Below are 18,223 nucleotides of genomic sequence, written 5' to 3'. Positions count from 1 at the left end.
AGGCATCACCATGGATGAGAGAACGATTGATGAAGCAGAAAAAGCAGAAAGTTATCGCTGTATCGTTACTGTTGGGCGCGTTGCTGGCAAGCGGCTGCAGTTCTCTGCCGCGCTCATCCACTACTGTTGCCGCTGTACCAACCGCTGATGTATGCCAAATTGGCGACAAGCAGGTACAGACCACGCTGTATTTTGGTTTGAACCGTCCTGCTGGCCCGGCGATTTCTGATGCCGAATGGAAAGCATTTCTGGACGGTGAGGTGACGCCACGCTTTAAAGAAGGGCTGACGGTGTTTGATGCCAAAGGACAATGGCTGGGGAACAATGGACTGGTTGCCCGAGAGAACAGCAAGGCGCTGATGTTGATTCATGGCGCTGATAAAGAGCGCGATATCGAAGCGCTGCGCACCACCTATAAATCACGTTTCGCGCAGGAATCCGTTATGCGGATTGATGCCCCTGTCTGCGTCGCCTTCTGATTTTTTCATCAGCCCCTTTTTAGGGGCTGATTCATATCGTTTGTAATCCCATCGACAGAACAAGAACGGTGATAATGGGATAGAAGAGTAAAGCGTTTGCGCCATGGATGTATTCACAGCGTCTTTACGATCTACCCATTATCACCGCTCGACTGACTTTTATCACGAACTAAAGCACTAATCCCGCCACTGCCGCAGACAGCAAACTCACCAGTGTAGAACCGTAAACCAGCTTCAGACCAAAGCGTGATACCACGTTGCCCTGTGCTTCATTCAGCCCTTTGATTGCGCCTGCGATAATGCCGATTGATGCGAAGTTGGCGAAGGAAATCAGGAAGACAGACAAAATTCCCAAACCGCGCGGCGACATTTCTGCTGCGATCTTCTTCAATTCGATCATGGCAACGAATTCATTGGCCACCAGCTTGGTTGCCATAATGCTGCCTGCGTTCAGGATATCGGAAGACGGAATGCCGATCAGCCAGGCCAGCGGTGAAAAGACATAGCCCATGATAGCCTGGAAGCTAATGCCAAAGACGGTGCTGAACAGCGCATTGACGGCGGCAATCAAGGCCACGAAGCCGATTAACATCGCCATAATAATCATCGCGACTTTAAAACCAGCAAGAATGTATTCTCCCAGCATTTCAAAGAAACTCTGGTCTTCATGCAGCTTTTCCAGCTTCAGTTCTGGTTCGTCGTCAGGCAGATAAGGGTTAACTATAGACAGAATGATAAAGGTGCTGAACATATTCAGGATCAGTGCCGCAACGACGTATTTGGCGTCCAGCATGGTCATGTAAGCGCTGATGATCGACATAGAAACGGTCGACATCGCCGTCGCGGCCATCGTGTACATCCGCCGTGGCGACATGTCGGCGATGATGCCTTTATAGACGATAAAATTCTCTGATTGCCCCAGCATCAGCGTACTCACGGCGTTAAACGACTCCAGTTTCCCCATTCCGTTAACCTTGGACAGCAGCGTGCCAATACCTTTGATAACCAACGGTAAAATTTTCCAGTGCTGCAAAATCCCGATCAGTGCGGAAATAAAGACGATAGGGCAGAGCACATTGAGGAAGATAAAGGAGAGCCCCTGCGCATTCATGCCGCCAAATACGAAGTCGGTCCCTTGATTGGCGAAAGATAATAGCTTTTCAAACAAACCGGCAAAGGAGCTAATCGCGTTAAGGCCGATGCTGGAGTGTAAAAGGAAATAGGCCAGCAAAATTTCAATCACCAGCAGTTGCACGATAAAGCGCACTCGGATGCGTTTTCTGTCGTGACTGACGAGTAATGCCAGTAAAAAAATGGCAGCCGTTGCCAAAATGAAATGTAAAACCTGTGACATAGAGAACCACTCAATCCCCGAATAAAAGAGGCGCATTGTAATCGGAATGTGAAAATATGTTTATCCCGAATCTGTAAATCCTTATTCACTACGGCGCTATGAAAATGGGGAGGTGTATTCGAGTAATCGGGGAAGGTGGGAATGTGACAAAAGGGTTCCCCTTCGCCAGTGATTGGCTGAAGGGGAAAGGAGGCTTATGACGGGTTAGTGCGCGCCTCCACCTCCACCGCCGGTGGTAAAGGGCGGTCTGGCGAACCAGACCAGCACCAATAGCACCAGAAATACGGCGGCGGCGCCCCAGAAGATCTCGTTGGCGGAAATAATCAGCCCCTGAGCCGTAATCTGTTCTGCGATATAAGCCGAAGCCTGCGTTTGACTCATCCCCATTGCCTGAAGCTGCTGGTACGTTTCCTGCGCTATCGGGTTATACGGCGTGATAGATTCCGTCAGGTGCGCATGGTGCAGAGATTCTCGCTGCGTCCAGAGCGTGGTGGTCAGCGATGTCCCGATTGAACCTGCCAGCGTTCGTGCAAAGTTCGACAGACTCGATGCTGCCGCCAAACGTTCAGGCGGAAGACCCGACAGCGTGATAGTCGTCAGCGGCATGAAGAAGCAAGCGACGGCAAACCCCTGTACGAACTGCGGCCAGGCTGATGCACCGAAATCCATACCCGGCTCAAAGGTGTACGCACGCCAGTAAAAACAGACCGCGTACATAATAAAGCTGAACGTCACCAGCTTGCGCATATCCAGACGCGGCGCGAATCGACCGATAATCGGCGACAGCACCACTGGCATCAGCCCAACAGGTGCGGATGCCAGCCCTGCCCAGGTGGCAGTATAGCCATACACCTCCTGCAACAGCTGCGGCAAGAGCACGATCGACCCAAAGTAGAACATATAGGCGAGGCTGATACACAGACAGCCAATGGTGAAGTTGCGAGACTTAAATAGGGATAAGTCCACCACCGGATGGTCGTCCGTCAGCTCCCAGACAATCAGGAACGCGATTGCAATCACCGCCACCACGGTGAGGGTGATAATTTCCGTCGAGTTAAACCAGTCCAGCTCTTTGCCTCGGTCGAGCATCATCTGAAGGCTACCGATGCCAACGACCAACAACGCCAGCCCGATGGTATCGATGGGCTTGATCTCTGTTTTGGTTTCCCGTCCGCGCAGCGTTTGCAAGGCAATAAACACCACGGCGATGCCCAGCGGAACGTTGATGAAGAATATCCAGCCCCAGTGATAGTTGTCGCTAATCCAGCCGCCCAGAATAGGGCCACAGATCGGTGCGACGACTACGGTCATTGACCACAGTGCCAGAGCGATACTGCGTTTTGCGGGAGGGTAATTACTTAGTAACAAACTCTGTGACAGCGGGATCAGCGGCCCAGCGACAATCCCCTGCAATACGCGAGCGAAAATCAGCATTTCCAGGCTGGTGGACATCCCACACAGCCAAGAGGTCAGTGCGAAGAGTGCCGTTGACCATAGAAACAAGCGGACTTCACCAAACCGTTTTGCTAGCCAGCCAGTGATAGGAATAGAGATGGCGTTAGCGACCCCGAACGAGGTGATGACCCACGTTCCCTGTGAGTTGGACGCACCCAGATTACCGGCGATGGTCGGAATAGCGACGTTGGCGATGGTGGAATCCAGCACCTGCATAAACGTTGCCAGCGACAGAGCAACGGTCATCCAGGCGAGACTCGCGCCTTTAAGCGGTTTTCTCTGCACGTTTCTCTCCTGGTCGATTAACCGGCATTCGCCTGAATAATGGCGCTAATATCTTGGTTAACAGGGGTCAGATCCAGCGTCAGAGCATCACTTTGGTAGGCTGGCGTGGTGCGCGGCGTTTCTGCTAACGCGCTGCCTTCTGTATTGGCGGTATCGACATTCACCAAAGCAGACAAGCCAATACGCAGCGGATGTTCGGCAACCTGCTTCGGATCGATCTCAATTCGTACGGGCAAGCGCTGAACCACTTTGATCCAGTTGCCTGTAGCGTTCTGGGCGGGCAGCAGAGAAAACGCGCTACCGGTACCCATATCGAGGCCGACCACTTTTCCCTGATACACAACATCATCACCATAGATATCCGCGATCACGGTAGCGGGTTGGCCGATGCGCATATTGGCTAACTGCGTCTCTTTGAAGTTAGCATCGACCCACAGGTGATTGGCAGGAACCACGGCCATCAGCGCTGAAGTCGAGGAAATGCGGGCGCCAATCTGCACGCTGCGGCGTGAGATGTAGCCGTCAATCGGGCTGACAATTTTGGTACGCTGTAGCGCTAACCAGGCATCGCGCATTTCTACGGAAGCTTGCTGTATGGCGGGTTGTTTCTCGAGTGGCGTATCCAGAATCATTGCCTGATTCGCCTGATATTGTTGTCTGGCAACTTCTAGCGCCGCTTTGGCGGTCGCGACGGCATCACGGGCATGCTGTACTTCTTCACGTCCGATGGCATTTGCGCTGCCCAGTGCTTCACGGCGGCTCTGGTCGCTTTGTGCCTTGTTCAGTTCAGTCTGACGTAGCTCGATATTGGCCTGATATTGTTTGCTGTTGATAATCAACTGGTGCGTTTGGCGCACGCTGTTGGCCAGTGCGGTTTTCGCGCGCTCAAAGGTCTGCTGGGCATCGGTAGGATCCAGCTCCACCAAGACCTGTCCCTGTTTAACGAAATCGGTATTGTCGACGTTAACATGGGTGACGCTACCCGTAACCTGCGCCATGATCTGAATCTGGTTGCCTGCGACGTAGGCGTCGTCGGTACTTTGGTGATGTCTGAGCACCAGGAACCAGTAAACCAGCCAGGCACAGCCCAGTACGACGAAAATAAATGTCAGCAGCGACAAGACCCGTTTACGCTGCTGTTTCTTGTTTCTTTGGGGCGTCTGCGGCACCTGATTTTCCACACTTTCACTCATGCTGTTCTCTCTCTTCTTATTTTCTTTGTATCGGCTATCGCACCAGACAGAGCAGCCTGGCGATAGTCGCAATGAATTCGTATTACTGTGCCGCCCGGGGGAGTTTTCAGATTGCCCACCCGGAGCGTGAGATTGCCGTTGTGCTAAGCCGCAGGTTGAGACCACGGAAAGATCATGCGTATTTTTCGCAGCAAAACTCACCTGCCCGATACCTAAGCATCGGGTCATTTCGGGTGAAAAAGGTGCTGGTTATGATTTTTTGTTGTTGTTCTTCTGCTATATGTTGCCGAAATCGTCCATCTCATCCAGCCTAACCAAGAGCTTTCTCATCAGGGTTTCGAGCTGTTTTTGCTCTCCTGATTCAAGTGCTGAACAAAGCACATGGAGACTGTCATGTTGTGGTGGAATCAGTTGGCCAAGAAACGTTTTGCCTTCTTCTGTCAGATGCAGGTGCAGGCAGCGTCTGTCGCTGCTGCTTTCGCGTCGCTCTATCCAGCCTCTTTTCTCCAGATCGTCAGCGATGCGTGTCGCATTGGTGCGTGACGATCCCAGCGCTGCACTGAGCTCAGATGGCTGAATACTGTAAGATTCTTGAGATTCTAACGTCAGCAATGCCATGAAAAGGGTTTCGTTAATTCCCTGATCTTTCAGCATTCTGTTTCTGTGTTCCAGAATTTTGCCTTGAACGTGCATGAATAGACGCAGTAACAAAACTTCCTGACGTGGGAAACCGGGTTTGCGTGAAGCACGCAGATCGAGCATTTGTTCTATAGGAGTGAATGAACTGTCCATTTTTTATATAAACCTCATTAATCACGGTATGCATAGTAACTAATGTTACTAAATGGGTAAACGGCATTCAGGTGGGAAATTGTGCTTATTTCTGTGACAGAACGTAAGCGGAGAATAGCGTGAAGTAGGGATTATTCACCGCTTACTTTATTTAAATCAAAATCTTATTTGATAATTTACACTGTGGATTCCAGCAGTTTAAACGCAATGCCGTAGCAGAATGCTCCCAGTAACGTAGATAAGACGATGCTGCGGGTTTTATAAAAGCAGACGGTCAGCGTCATAAATCCTACGAGTGTTGGCAGCAACTTTTCGTGATGCGCGAGAATATCTGGCACGCTGGAAACCATCAGCAGCGCGCAGATGGAGGCAATGCCAATGCTATCAAGCAACAGGGCTTTTTTGCCGCGTTGCAGTGAACCGGAAGCACGTGAGGCGCTCAGCCGCAGAGGCAGATAGCGGAAGAGATAGTTCACCATCCCGACCATCAGCCCGATAAGAATAACGTCTGTACTCATATGTTTACCTGCGGTGTGGCGGGGTTAACCAGTGAGGCCAGACAGCCGCTGAGAATGCCGAGCAGTATCGCGGCAGGGATAGAAGAAAGCAGCAGCCCAAGCAGTGCGCCGCCTAGCGCGCAGGCCACAACCAGACTCTGTTTCCGCTTGAAGGACGCGAGCAAAAAACTCAGGAAAAGCGCAGGCAGCATGAAAGACAGCGCGGCTTCGACGGCAGGGTAATCATCCAGCGGGCCGTTACCGAATACAGCACCGATCACCGTGCCAAGCACCCAGGAGAGCCAGGCTAAAAGCGACACGCCCATCATCCAGTCTTCTGACCAACGTCGATTGTCTTTCGCCAACCGGGCGGCCGCCGCGGCAAACACTTCGTCCGTCAGGCCGAACGCCCACAGCGCAGTTTTTCGGGTTGGCAGACGTTGTGCAATACGATGCCGTAACGCAGGCCCATAGAGCACATGGCGGATATCCATCGCCATGACGGTCAACGCTGCTACCCAGATGGACATACCTGCGCTAAGCAGGGCGGTGATGACGAACTGGCTGGCACCAGCGTAAATGATGCACGAAAGAAAAATGCCTTCCAGCGGGGTAAATCCTAGCTTGACGGCGTTCATGCCAAACGCGAAGGCTACGGGCATATAGCCGATAACAATCGGCAAGCTGTCAAATACGCCTTCGCTAAAAGACGCCGATTTTGTCGGTGCAGATGTGGTTAATGTCTTCACTGGCTTGATATTTTTTGCACTTAAAGGGAATTAACCGGTAACACTAGCAAAGCATTACCGGAATTTCACGTTATTGCGGAACGGGCGTGATGATCTCGTGCGTAACTTTCTCGTGGGAAACTGTCTCGAATGAGACGATTGCAATCGAGACAGTTGCAAATAAGCGCGGTTACAGCGCCGCCATCGCTTCCTGCGTCTCGTGATGATGACTTCGCCACCACACCAGCAGATTCAACAGGCTGATAATGCTGCCTGCGGCACAAACGCCGAGCCAGCCCCACTGCTGGTAAGCCGAAGCAGAGAGGATCGATCCCAGTGCACCGCCGATGAAATAGCTGGTCATATAGCCTGCCGTCAGTCGGTTACGTGCGTCGGGCATCATACGGTAAATCACACTCTGGTTGGTCACGTGCACGCCCTGAACCGCCAGATCCAGTACGATGATGCCAATGAGCAGCGCCGCCACGGAATGAATACCGAGCGCAATAAAGCCCCACGACAGCAAAAGCAGGATAATCCCAACGCTGGTGGTCGGCTTGGCTTTGCCCTGATCGACCAGACGACCAGCGCGTGATGCTGCTAATGCGCCTGCGGCACCGACCAGCCCGAACAGGCCGATAACGCCTTCGGAATAACCATAGGGTGGTGAAGCCAGCAGAAATGCCATCGACGTCCACAGAATGCTGAAGTTGGCAAAGGACAGACAGCCAAGGATTGCGCGCGTGCGCAGCAGCGGATTTGCAGAGAACAGGCGGAATATAGAGGCCAGTAACTGCGGGTAGTTCAGCGTGTTTTGCTGAGGAATACGCGGCAATGCCCGCCACAGAATCAGCGCCATGATGACCATCAGCGTGCTGGCAACCCAGTAAACGGTACGCCAGTCACCGAGTGAAGCCAGCGCACCCGCGACGGTGCGCGCTAGCAGAATCCCCAGTAGCAGGCCACTCATGATCGTGCCAACGACCTTGCCGCGTGTTTCCGGCGTTGCCAGCGTTGCGGCAAGAGGAACCAGCAACTGCGCGACAACGGAGAACAAGCCGGTTAACGCCGTGCCAGCAATCATTATCCAAAGTGTGGGCGCAGAAGCGGTGATCAGCATCCCGCCTGCGGCGAGTAGCGTCATGCCGACAATGAGCGTCCGGCGTTCAAACATATCCCCCAGCGGCACCAAAAACAGCAGGCCAACGGCATAACCCAGCTGCGCGGCGGTGACAATGAATCCCGCCTGATTAACGGAAAGCGCAAAGACTCTGGCAATCGTCTCCAGCAGCGGCTGGGCATAATAGTTACTGGCGACGGCAAGGCCAGTCGCGATAGACATAATCAGGGTCAAAGACAGGCTAAGCCCTGGTTGTGGTGTAGAGGATGCAGATTGTTGCTGAAGAGGCATAGTGTTTGAACGTTAATATGATGTTAAAAGCAGAGTCTATAGTATCCGGCAGAGCCTAATGAGATGCCAGAATATCTTTCCGCTTCTTAAATATGACGGAGATGTTTCGCTTTTGCTGGGATTGATTTAGCTTATCCCCAGCGTCATAACACTATCGACAGGGGATATTATGTTTAAGCATTATCAGGTGTTTAAGAAAAACAGCATTGCAATGCTAATGGGATGTGCACTTCTGCCAGCAGCGGCACTGTGGTCGATGGGGGCGCAGGCAGTCACGGCGGTTTACGTCTCTGCTGCTACTGACGGCGCGATCGATGTCTACACACTTAATACGCAAAGCGGCGAATTGACCGCCATCGGGAAAGCGGCCGCTGGGGCGAAGGTGATGCCGTTAGCCGTTAGCCCAGATAAATCGTTCCTCTATGCTGCTACGCGCGGCATCCCCTACTCGGCGGTCAGCTATAAAATCGACGCCAAGAGCGGTGTATTGAGCCCATTAGGCAAAGCGGAATTACCGGACAGCATGGCCTACATCTCGACGGATCTTACGGGGAAATGGCTGTTCAGCGCCTCGTATGGTGGCAATAAAATCGCGGTTAATGGCATTGATAAAGACGGCAAGGTGAACGCGAGTGCGGTCACCGTGGTGCCGACAGGCGAGAAAGCGCACAGCATTATTGCCGATCGAAAAAATAAGTTCGTCTTTGCCAGCAATCTCGGCAGCGACCAAATTGTACAGTTCCGGTTTGATGCGAAAACGGGAACGTTGACGCCGAATGAGCCAGCCGAAATTAAACTGCCTGAAGGAAATGGGCCGCGCCATCTGGTGTTATCACCCGATAATAAAACGCTCTACGTGAGCAACGAATTATCCGGTAAAGTCGCTCGTCTGGCGTTGGATGAAAAGACAGGGCAGCTTACGCTGTTGGATTACACCGACACCATTCCGGCCGAGGCAGGGATGAGAGCGGGAACGATCACGCCGGATAAAAAGAACGCCGATAGCCGACCACAAATCTGGAGTGCCGATTTACGTCTGACGCCAAATGGAAAATTCCTGTACGTATCGGAACGCACCAAAAGCACGATTACGCTGCTGCGGGTTGAACCGAAAACGGGTCAGCTGAAATACATTACGCGCTATCCAACGGAAACGCAGCCGCGCGGTATCCAGATCGATCCAAGCGGGAAATTCCTGATCGCCAGCGGTGAAAAATCGACGTCGCTGTCGGTGTACCGCATCAATCAGGACAACGGAGATTTAGTGCGAGTAGGGCACTACCCGACCGGAAAAGGCGCGAACTGGGTCGAAATCGTTAAACTGCCGTAATTGCCCTTCAGCAATAAAAAACGCCCCTTTCGCTGGAAAGGGGCGTAGTAGAAAGAAGGAAGAATGCCTCTACCGGACGTATAACGTGTACTTTTGACGTTTTCTCATGGTCAGCGTGAACGTTCATTTCCCCTTATCAGTCTGCTTCCTGCTTACGCGAGCGGAATGCCGCGACTTTCATTCTGTTGCCACAGAGCGCCATGCTGCACCATCGCCGACGATGTGATTTGGTGGTATCCAGAAAGAACAAGGTACAGTCGTGTGCCTCACACTGGCGAATATATTTTACCTCAGATCCGGAAATCAGAGCAGCGAACGCCATTGCTATCGGTTCGAGTAAGCTGGCACAGCTATTATCCCTCCTGCATTCAACAACGCTAAAACCAGCTTGCTGACTATCCCATTCCAGCATTCTTACCGGCCGTCCACTATCAAGAATATGGTTTATTTGTTCAGGGTGATATTCCTTACCCGATCGGACGGCCTCTATTGTCTGAACCATTGCCTGACGCAATGCCAGAGCTTCATTAATCAGGCCGGTCGGCGTATCTGTAAAATTTTCAGGTAGTTGCTTCGCCGCTTTAAGCCATGCGATGACACTTGCGTCATCCGTCAAACAGTCGTGGTATTCGCTTCCTGTTCCAAATGCACTGTTGATGAGGTCCAACGCGAGATTGTTCGCGAGAAAGTGGGGCTGAGTTATCGGTGATGTGTGCATTGATGTAACCCTTAAAATGATATTGACAGGTTACACTAATTATCTGTAACCTTCAAGTGACCACTTTATAGGTTACAAAGGAAAAAGACTGTGAATACTGATATAGCAACGACACCCGAGACCCAAGTCCACTATCGCTATGAGCAGGTGGGTAACGTCAATATTTTCTATCGTGAAGCAGGAAAGCCATCATCACCCAGCATTTTGCTACTGCATGGATTTGCTGCATCCTCGTACATGTTTCGAGAACTGATTCCGTTACTTGCTGATAATTATCACGTGATTGCTCCCGATCTGCCGTCCTTCGGTTTCACGGAATCGCCGGGAAGCGATGAGTATGACTATACGTTTGATAATCTGGCGAAGACGATCGAGCAGTTCACTGAACAGCTGAAGCTCCCGCGTTATGCGATCATGGTTCATGACTATGGTGCACCGGTTGGATGGCGTCTTGCTACGGCTCATCCCGATCGCATCACGGCAATTATTTCGCAGAACGGTAATGCTTATGAAGAGGGTTTGGCGCAAGGATGGGATGCGATCAGACGGTATTGGCAATCACCGACGGCAGAGAATCGTGCTGCCCTTCATGATTTTCCGACCGCAGCCTCTGTGAAATGGCAATATTTAGAAGGCGTAAGTGATACCAGCCTTGTCTCCCCCGATGGATACACTCTTGAAGGTCTGCACGTGTCCCGTCCAGGCAATGCTGATATTCAACTGGATCTGCTACTGGACTACGCCTCCAATGTTCAGCGTTATCCTGAATTCCAGACTTACTTCCGTGAGCAGCAACCGCCGCTGCTTGCTGTCTGGGGCCGCCATGATCCTTACTTTTTACCTGCCGGTGCGGAAGCGTGGAAGCGGGATATTCCCCATGCTGATATCCGTTTCTACGATACCGGGCACTTTGCTTTAGAAACGCATGGAAACGACATCATCCCCGTAATCCACGCATTCCTGGACGACAATATAAAATGATTTTCTGATTGGGTTTGGTGAGGTGTCAGCGGGGAAAGTGTTGTTTCGAGAACGGAGAAAATGAGCGCCCTTTTGTTAGAAAGGGCGCTCGTCTATAGGGGATTATTTCGCAGCATCGGCGGCGGTTTTCACCCAGCCATCAAACAGCTGCTGGTGGGCTTTGATCCAGCCATCAACATGACGTTCGATATCTTTCTGTGAACCCTGACCTTCATGCATACGCAGGTTCTGCGCATTCACATCGGCAATCGGCAACTTCATGATGGCGAACAGCTTCGCCGCTGCGGGGTTTTTCTCGGCCCACGCTTTGTTCGCGGCAATCTTCATGGTGTTAACGGGGAAGCCATAGTCGGCACCGTTTGGCAGCTTGGTGCTGACATCTTTCATTTCACCCGGTTGAGAAGAGAAAGGCACCTGTAACCAGACTACGTCACGGCCCGGAACCAGCACATCACTGACCCAGTACGGCGTCCAGGTGTAGTAAAGAATCGGCTTGCCTTCTTTGTAGCGGGTAATGGTATCGGCGATCATCGCCGCATAGTTCCCCTGATTGTGCTCGACCGTGTTGGTTAAGCCATAGGCGGGAAGGTGATGGTTGATGGCCGCTTCACATCCCCAGCCCGGCGTACAGCCCGTAAGATCGGCTTTGCCGTCGCCATTGGTATCAAAAATCTTGGCAATTTTCGGATCTTTTAGCTGCGCAATATTGGTGATTTTGTATTTTTCAGCCGTTTTCTTGTCGATCAGGTAACCCTGAGCGGCACCGGAGACATATTCACCCTGACGGTAGAATTTCGCGTCCCCGCCAGCCGCTTTATATTGGTCTGCGTGTAGCGGATCCCAGTTAACCGCGATAAATGTCGCATCGCCGGAAGCAATCGAGGTGTAAGCGACGTTGTAGTCCACTTCACGAGGCGTTTGCACGTCATAGCCCAGCTTTTCCAACGCGCGGCTGACCAGCAGCGTCTGGAACGTTTCCTCGGAGATGGTGCTTTGAACCGGAATAACGGAAATACCTTTACCCGGCTGCGCGGTGTCAGCGGCGTAAACCTGCGTACTCAACAGTGCGGTAGTCAGGGCGGCGGCCCAAAGTTTGGTGTTTGGCATCATGATTCCCTCTGTCTTTATACCCGTCATACTTCAAGTTGCATGTGCGTTGGCTGCGTTACTCGGGACACTTGCGTGTACCTCGCCCCGTAGGGGCCGCTGCAAGCAGCGTTCAAATCTGCCTTTGGCAGATTTGTCAGTCACCCGAATCACTTACCTCTGTAAGCTCATCGGGATGCCTTCCCTTGCCGCCTGCCTGAAACTCGAATTATTTAGGGTAAATGGTAAGTGTTGCTAATAAAATTAACGTGTGGATAAAACGAGTAGTGAATGTCGCCGCTTGTCTGACATTGGCCAGACAAGCGGGACGAGCGTTACTGCTTGATGAAAGGGCGGGTCAGCAGGCCGATTGGGCCGCTGGCGTACCAGCTTTTATTGCCCTTGCTGCGACGATCGCGCCCCAGAGACTGTGTGAGACGGTCAAGAATAATGGCCAGAATAACAATCCCGACGCCACCGACGGCAGCCAGACCCATATCCAGACGGCCAATACCGCGTAGTACCATCTGGCCTAAACCACCTACGGCGATCATCGAGGCGATAACCACCATCGACAGCGCCAGCATCAGCGTCTGGTTAACACCGGCCATGATGGTCGGCATGGCCAGCGGGAGCTGAACCTTAAACAGCATCTGGCGCGGGCTGGCACCGAATGATTCAGCGGCTTCAACCAGATCGGCGGGCACCTGACGAATCCCCAGAATCGTTAAGCGAATAATCGGTGGCAGGGCGAAGATAATCGTTACCACGACACCCGGCACGTTACCTATACCGAACAGCATGACGATAGGCACCAGATAGACGAACGCGGGTGTGGTCTGCATGGCATCGAGCAGTGGCCGGATAAACTTCGCGGCTCGTTCGCTACGCGCCAGCCAGATCCCCATGGGGAGCCCGATGAGCACGCAGAAGAACAGCGCGGTCAGCACCAGCGCTAACGTAATCATGGCCTGTGACCAGGCACCAATCGCGCCAATCGCAATCAGCGACAGTAGGGTTGCTACGCCCATGCCGAGGCTGGACATCTGCCAGGCAATCAGTGAAAACACCAGGATTGCAATCGGCGCAGGCATTCCCAGCAGAAACTGTTGGAAGCCGCCCAGAATAAAATCGACCGGCACGCGAATGCCCTGGAAGATCGGTCTGAAGTGCAGCACAACCCAGTCGATACCGTGGGTGACCCAACTATCCAGCGGAATTAGTGTGTCCTTAAACGGATCGAGCAGATTGAAATGCTCGGGTGTCGCAGGAGCCGCGCTGTTTAACCAGTCACTGCCGGATTGCGCAGCCTGATGGGCCGCATCGGTAGAACCATCGGGAGCCGGAGCACTGCTCCAGGCATCGCTGCCGTTAGCCGGTGCATCTTGAGCAGGCGCGGCGGTAGACCAAGGATCGCTTTGCGATGCGCTGTCAGGCGTTGAACCGTGTTGTGCTGCTGTAGAACTATCAGCCGCGTGATCGGCAGGCGCGTTCTGCGTGCTGGTTGCCCACGGATCGCTTTGCGCGGCGCTATTACCCTGCTCAGGCGTTGCGTTTTGGTCGGCAGGCTGATTTTGTGCCGTGGTGTTGTCCCACGGATTCGGTGTTGATTTACTCATTGGTCACTCCTTCCTTATCCAGTGCCTGAAGCAACATTCCTTTGGAAATGATGCCAATGTACTCATGGTTTTCGCCGACGACAGGGACGGCACAGGGAGCCTGTGCGACCTGAGAAATCAGCTCGTTGAGTGACATATCTGCGGGCACGGGAGCAGGTTCGGGCAGTAACGCCTGTTCCAGCGGTTGCTGTTCTTTCAGCGCCTGCTTCAGTGAATCAATAGACACGATGCCAATGAAGCGTTTCCCCCCTTCCAGTACGTAGCCGTAATCACGGTCTTCGTCCTGAAGGATTTTCAGCGCGGAACGCGGTCCTACGCCGGGGGTTTTACGAATTAAGGTGACTGGGCGACGACGGGCGATATCTTTGGCGCTAAACACGTGGCTGATATCGACACCGCGGAAAAAGGTGCGCACATAGTCATTGGCTGGGTTATTCAGGATCTCATCGGGCGTACCGACCTGAATCACTTCACCGCCGTGCATGATGGCAATCCGGTCACCGATGCGCATCGCTTCATCCAGATCGTGCGAGATAAAGACGATAGTGCGTTGATGACGGGACTGGAGTTTGACTAACTCATCCTGCATTTCAGTACGGATTAGCGGATCGAGTGCGGAGAATGCCTCATCCATCAACAGGATATCGGGGTCATTTGCTAACGCACGGGCCAGACCTACACGCTGCCGCATCCCGCCAGACAGCTCATCTGGATAAGACGCCGCGTAGGCTTCAAGCCCAACCTGCTGCAACGCATCCAGCGCTTTTTGCTCACGCTCTGCTTTCGGCACGCCAGCCAGTTCCATACCAAACGCGGTATTGTTGAGGATATTCAGATGCGGCATGAGCGCAAAGGATTGGAACACCATACTGATCTTCTTGCGGCGCACGTCGCGCAGCGCGGTATCAGATATCCTGGAGATATCCTCACCGTCGATCAGCACCTGACCCCGAGTGGGTTCGATCAGACGATTGAGAAGGCGTACCATGGTTGATTTGCCGGAACCGGATAATCCCATGATGACAAATATCTCGCCTTCTTCAATGGCCAGACTGGCATCTTTTACCCCGACAGTAAGCCCTGTTTTTTCAAATACCTGATCTTTACTCAGGCCTTTATCAATCAGTTTAAATGCTCTGTCTGGGTGCTCGCCAAATATCTTATAAAGATTCTTTACTTCAAGTTTAATTGCCATGAAATTATTGTTTTCCTGTGTCGTTTATAATTCTATAACCTAACCCTGATAATGATTAAACATAATCTACCCTATCATACTCAGATTCTGAGACAACCCTTTATTGCCCCAGCGCCGCCTCTCGCTAGGCGAATATTAGCCAGAGCGACAACGCGATTATTGCTATGTTATCTTCATGATTTATGTGATCTTTGTGATTTTTATCTTGAAGGGTAATTCTTTTTATAACAGTACGTTACCTGCTGGTTTTTACATATTGAATTTGCGGCTGATATAACCTTTTCTGATTGTGGATAAATCGCTATTTATAGTGAATTCCACTAATCGAATAATATGATAAATAAATCACGTTTTTGGGCTTATAGACACTCAAATAGGCCGACGCAGGTACATTTTTTACTTATGATATCTGTCGGTATTTTATACAGTATAGCAAAGATATAATGGGTGAAATGATTGTGTTAATTCCCACCAATAAATAAGAGTGTTCTGAATAATATATTCTTCATTTTTGCAGCGTAATAAAGTCGAGATGCTGTACCAATTTGGTGAAATGCTTCGTGCGCTATCGTGCATGTGCATTTTGCCGATCGCGATCGTGTTATCCAGATAAAATATAGGGTTATGATGGTTAAATATCATCCATAACGACTATCGAAAGAGGCCATCGTGTTAGATCACCTGAGCATACCAGTACGGGATATTGCCCGTAGCCGACAATTCTATGCAGCGGCGCTTGAACCATTGGGTTACACACTGATTAAGGACATGTCGTTTGCCGTCAGTTTTGCGGTGACGGAAGGATATGGGCAGTCAAGCGATCCCGGTGGCGAATTCTGGATTTATCAGTCAAAGGGTGAGCCTTGCCCGGCGGTGCACTTTGCTTTCAGCGCCGCCTCGCGAGAGCGTGTGGATGCTTTTTTTGCTGCCGCTATTGCGGTGGGTGGCATAGATAATGGGCCGCCGGGGCTGCGTCCGAATTATCATCAGGATTATTACGCTGCATTCGTGCGCGACCCGGATGGATACAATATTGAAGCGGTGTATCACCGCCAGCCTTGAACGCCGAATTATGTGGACGTGGTGATAGGGGGAAATTCCCCTTTGTCACTCGCTCATCACGCTGACGTGGGCGGCGACAATACGCCAGCCTTCGGTCATTTTAACCCAGGTCTGCATTTGGCGGCCAATCTTCGTGCTGCCTGTGCGGGTAAACTCGGTGCTAGCGACGGCCATATCATGACCGTAGGTCGTGATGACCGTATTACGCAGGGCTCTGTCCAGACCGGCAGAGGGACGAGCGAGGCGAAAGGCGCGGATTTCCTCGATCCCGTACAGATTTTCTCCCGCACCGTAGCGCACCGTTTTTTCATCGTGCCAGAACAACTCATCTAGCACCGCAACGTCGTTACCGGTTAAGGCTTTTTCGTAGCGATAGAACGCGGCAGTCACATCGGCCAGCACATCCGCTTGGTTGACATCATCAGGCAACATATTTCTTTCCTCTTAGGGTATAGGTTATTCCCTGCTGCTCAAGCGCCCACGCCGTCCGCAGACAAAGATCCTCACGCCACGGTGCGGCAATAATCTGAATACCTATCGGCAGGCCGCTGGCGGTTGCTACCGGCACCGTTACGACGGGCAGCCCGACGAAAGAGATCGGCTGTGTCAGCATCCCCATGCTGGCGCGGACGGGCAGGTCAGTATCATTAATACGCATGGTTTCCTGCCCAATGAGTGTGGCGGAGCAGGGCGTCGCGGGGGCAATCAGCAGGTCGGTGTGTTCAAACAACGCCAGTGTCTGTTGACGAAAATAGTTACGGAAGCGCTGGGCTTGCACATACCAGACGGCGGGGATCATCGCCCCAGCCAGCAGCCGCTCGCGTGACAGTGGCTCAAAACGCTCAGACTGAGTGCGTAAGTCGGGCAAATACTGATTTCCTCCTTCACTGGCTGACAGAATAAAGGCGGCGCTGCGTGCCAGCGCGGCATCGGTTAACGTCAGGCTGTCCTGTGCGCCCAGCGCCTGTGCGATCTGGCAGACGGCGGCTTTTGCCTCCTCGCTACTCCATGTGGAAAAGTAGCCATCAAGCACGGCATAGCGTAGTCCATCGCTGCCTGCTTCCAGCTGTTGGGCGGTATGCTGCGTTTCACGCTCGGCCTGAAAACGATCGTGCTTGTCGCGACCTTGTAGTGCATCGAACACCAGTGCCAGATCGTCTGTGCTACGGGCGAGCGGACCAATGTGGTCGAGGCTGGCGACAAACGGGTGGCTACCGTGGCGTGATAAACGGCCAAATGTCGGCTTCAGCCCGAAAATGCCGCATAGCGACGACGGCACGCGGATCGAGCCATTGGTGTCGCTGCCCAGCGTGAAGTTAACCAACCCTGCGGCGACAGATGCCGCCGATCCGCCGGACGACCCTCCGGCAATACGCTGCGTGTCGAGCGGGTTACGCGTGGGGCCATAATGGCTGTTCTCGGTGGTAAAGCCGTAGGCATAGGCATCCATATTCAACATGCCGGACAGCAGCGCACCCTGACTGGCAAGCTGACGGATGGCAAAGGCATCTTGCGTAGCGGGCGGTCTCTGGCTGAAAAGCTCGGCACCCGCCAGCGTGGTTTCGCCGCTGACATCAAACAGGTTCTTTACGGCATAAGGCACACCGGCCAGCGCGGGTAAGGTTTCCCCACGTTGACGGTATGTGTCGATACGCTCTGCTTCTGCCAACATGCGTTCGCCGGTGACATGGGTATAAGCATTAATCGTAGGATTGGTTTGCTCAATCGCGGCTAGTGCCTGCTGTGCAAGCTCTTTGGCGGAGAACGTTCCAGCCTGCAAGCCTTGCTGAATCTGCCGGATAGATAATGATGAGGACGTGCGCTTAGCATATAAACTCATAGCGTATAAACGCCAGCAATGTCCTGATGCTCATCAAGGGGAAATTCCATCAACGGCTGTGCCATGGCGTGGATACGGCTGAATTGCACCAGCAGTTCCTGACGTCGTTCCTGGCTGAGTTGCAGAGATAGCAGCGTTTCCATCTGTTGCAGATACACTGTCAGTGCGTCTTGTTCGATCATCGTCATTCTGTTTTCT

The 18,223-nt window shown here is 52.4% G+C and carries 18 protein-coding genes; 4 read left to right on the top strand and 14 right to left on the bottom strand.

The window, feature by feature from the left end:
* Positions 1-29: 29 nt before the first annotated feature.
* Positions 30-479, top strand: a complete 450-nt coding sequence (locus A0G03_RS16840; RefSeq protein WP_048261935.1) for a DUF3574 domain-containing protein — start codon at positions 30-32, stop codon at positions 477-479.
* Between the two features lie 169 nt (positions 480-648).
* On the opposite strand, the gene A0G03_RS16835 is transcribed toward A0G03_RS16840, so the two are convergent.
* From A0G03_RS16835 to A0G03_RS16805, 7 genes are all read right to left on the bottom strand, one after another.
* Positions 649-1,833, bottom strand: coding sequence for a NupC/NupG family nucleoside CNT transporter (locus A0G03_RS16835; RefSeq protein WP_048261934.1), 1,185 nt, complete (start codon positions 1,831-1,833; stop codon positions 649-651).
* Between the two features lie 204 nt (positions 1,834-2,037).
* Positions 2,038-3,573, bottom strand: coding sequence for a multidrug efflux MFS transporter permease subunit EmrB (emrB, locus tag A0G03_RS16830; RefSeq protein ID WP_048261932.1), 1,536 nt, complete (start codon positions 3,571-3,573; stop codon positions 2,038-2,040).
* A 17-nt stretch (positions 3,574-3,590) separates the two neighbouring features.
* The gene (gene emrA, locus A0G03_RS16825) at positions 3,591-4,766 is read right to left on the bottom strand and encodes a multidrug efflux MFS transporter periplasmic adaptor subunit EmrA (RefSeq protein ID WP_048261930.1); all 1,176 of its coding nucleotides are present in this window, start codon (positions 4,764-4,766) and stop codon (positions 3,591-3,593) included.
* A gap of 276 nt (positions 4,767-5,042) precedes the next feature.
* Positions 5,043-5,558: a transcriptional repressor MprA gene (gene mprA / locus A0G03_RS16820; protein WP_048261927.1), complete on the bottom strand. Its 516-nt coding sequence runs from the start codon at positions 5,556-5,558 to the stop codon at positions 5,043-5,045.
* A 176-nt stretch (positions 5,559-5,734) separates the two neighbouring features.
* A complete protein-coding gene (ygaH, locus tag A0G03_RS16815) occupies positions 5,735-6,076 on the bottom strand; it encodes an L-valine transporter subunit YgaH (protein WP_048261926.1) in 342 nt (113 codons plus the stop codon).
* The gene (locus A0G03_RS16810; protein WP_048261924.1) at positions 6,073-6,804 is read right to left on the bottom strand and encodes an AzlC family ABC transporter permease; all 732 of its coding nucleotides are present in this window, start codon (positions 6,802-6,804) and stop codon (positions 6,073-6,075) included. Before A0G03_RS16810 ends, ygaH begins: the two co-directional genes overlap by 4 nt.
* 169 nt (positions 6,805-6,973) lie before the next feature.
* Positions 6,974-8,194: an MFS transporter gene (locus A0G03_RS16805; RefSeq protein WP_048261922.1), complete on the bottom strand. Its 1,221-nt coding sequence runs from the start codon at positions 8,192-8,194 to the stop codon at positions 6,974-6,976.
* A 169-nt stretch (positions 8,195-8,363) separates the two neighbouring features.
* Here A0G03_RS16805 and A0G03_RS16800 point away from each other — a divergent pair, with 169 nt between their 5' ends.
* Positions 8,364-9,524, top strand: coding sequence for a lactonase family protein (locus A0G03_RS16800; protein ID WP_048261920.1), 1,161 nt, complete (start codon positions 8,364-8,366; stop codon positions 9,522-9,524).
* Between the two features lie 136 nt (positions 9,525-9,660).
* On the opposite strand, the gene A0G03_RS16795 is transcribed toward A0G03_RS16800, so the two are convergent.
* Positions 9,661-10,242 (bottom strand): CGNR zinc finger domain-containing protein, encoded by a 582-nt coding sequence (locus A0G03_RS16795; RefSeq protein WP_048261917.1) that lies wholly within the window; start codon positions 10,240-10,242, stop codon positions 9,661-9,663.
* A gap of 90 nt (positions 10,243-10,332) precedes the next feature.
* Between A0G03_RS16795 and A0G03_RS16790 the strand changes: the two genes are divergently transcribed.
* A complete protein-coding gene (locus A0G03_RS16790) occupies positions 10,333-11,223 on the top strand; it encodes an alpha/beta fold hydrolase (protein WP_048261915.1) in 891 nt (296 codons plus the stop codon).
* 102 nt (positions 11,224-11,325) lie between these two features.
* Here the strand turns inward: A0G03_RS16790 and proX are convergent, their stop codons facing one another.
* The 3 genes from proX to proV all read right to left on the bottom strand — a co-directional run bounded on the left by proX (position 11,326) and on the right by proV (position 15,123).
* Entirely contained in the window at positions 11,326-12,330 is a 1,005-nt protein-coding gene (gene proX / locus A0G03_RS16785) for a glycine betaine/L-proline ABC transporter substrate-binding protein ProX (RefSeq protein WP_048261913.1), read from the bottom strand.
* Between the two features lie 314 nt (positions 12,331-12,644).
* Positions 12,645-13,928 carry a glycine betaine/L-proline ABC transporter permease ProW gene (gene proW / locus A0G03_RS16775; protein WP_048261911.1) on the bottom strand — a complete coding sequence of 428 codons (1,284 nt, stop codon included), beginning with the start codon at positions 13,926-13,928 and terminating at the stop codon, positions 12,645-12,647.
* Positions 13,921-15,123, bottom strand: coding sequence for a glycine betaine/L-proline ABC transporter ATP-binding protein ProV (gene proV, locus A0G03_RS16770; protein WP_048261909.1), 1,203 nt, complete (start codon positions 15,121-15,123; stop codon positions 13,921-13,923). The genes proW and proV overlap by 8 nt, the downstream gene beginning before the upstream one ends.
* A gap of 669 nt (positions 15,124-15,792) precedes the next feature.
* Here proV and A0G03_RS16765 point away from each other — a divergent pair.
* Positions 15,793-16,185, top strand: a complete 393-nt coding sequence (locus A0G03_RS16765) for a VOC family protein (protein WP_048261907.1) — start codon at positions 15,793-15,795, stop codon at positions 16,183-16,185.
* Between the two features lie 45 nt (positions 16,186-16,230).
* Here the strand turns inward: A0G03_RS16765 and hpxZ are convergent, their stop codons facing one another.
* The 3 genes from hpxZ to hpxX are packed head-to-tail and all read right to left on the bottom strand — an operon-like array spanning position 16,231 to position 18,213.
* Complete coding sequence (gene hpxZ, locus A0G03_RS16760) at positions 16,231-16,617, bottom strand: oxalurate catabolism protein HpxZ (RefSeq protein WP_048261905.1); 387 nt, start codon at positions 16,615-16,617, stop codon at positions 16,231-16,233.
* The gene (locus tag A0G03_RS16755; protein ID WP_048261904.1) at positions 16,607-18,025 is read right to left on the bottom strand and encodes an AtzE family amidohydrolase; all 1,419 of its coding nucleotides are present in this window, start codon (positions 18,023-18,025) and stop codon (positions 16,607-16,609) included. The genes hpxZ and A0G03_RS16755 overlap by 11 nt, the downstream gene beginning before the upstream one ends.
* On the bottom strand, positions 18,022-18,213 hold the full coding sequence (gene hpxX / locus A0G03_RS16750) for an oxalurate catabolism protein HpxX (RefSeq protein ID WP_048261902.1): 192 nt from the start codon (positions 18,211-18,213) through the stop codon (positions 18,022-18,024). Before hpxX ends, A0G03_RS16755 begins: the two co-directional genes overlap by 4 nt.
* Positions 18,214-18,223 lie beyond the last annotated feature (10 nt).

The sequence above is a fragment of the Pectobacterium peruviense genome (genome assembly GCF_002847345.1).
GTDB classification, from domain to species: Bacteria; Pseudomonadota; Gammaproteobacteria; order Enterobacterales; family Enterobacteriaceae; genus Pectobacterium; species Pectobacterium peruviense.
Note: the sequence above shows the minus strand (reverse complement) of the source record. Positions and strands in the feature narration are given on the sequence as shown.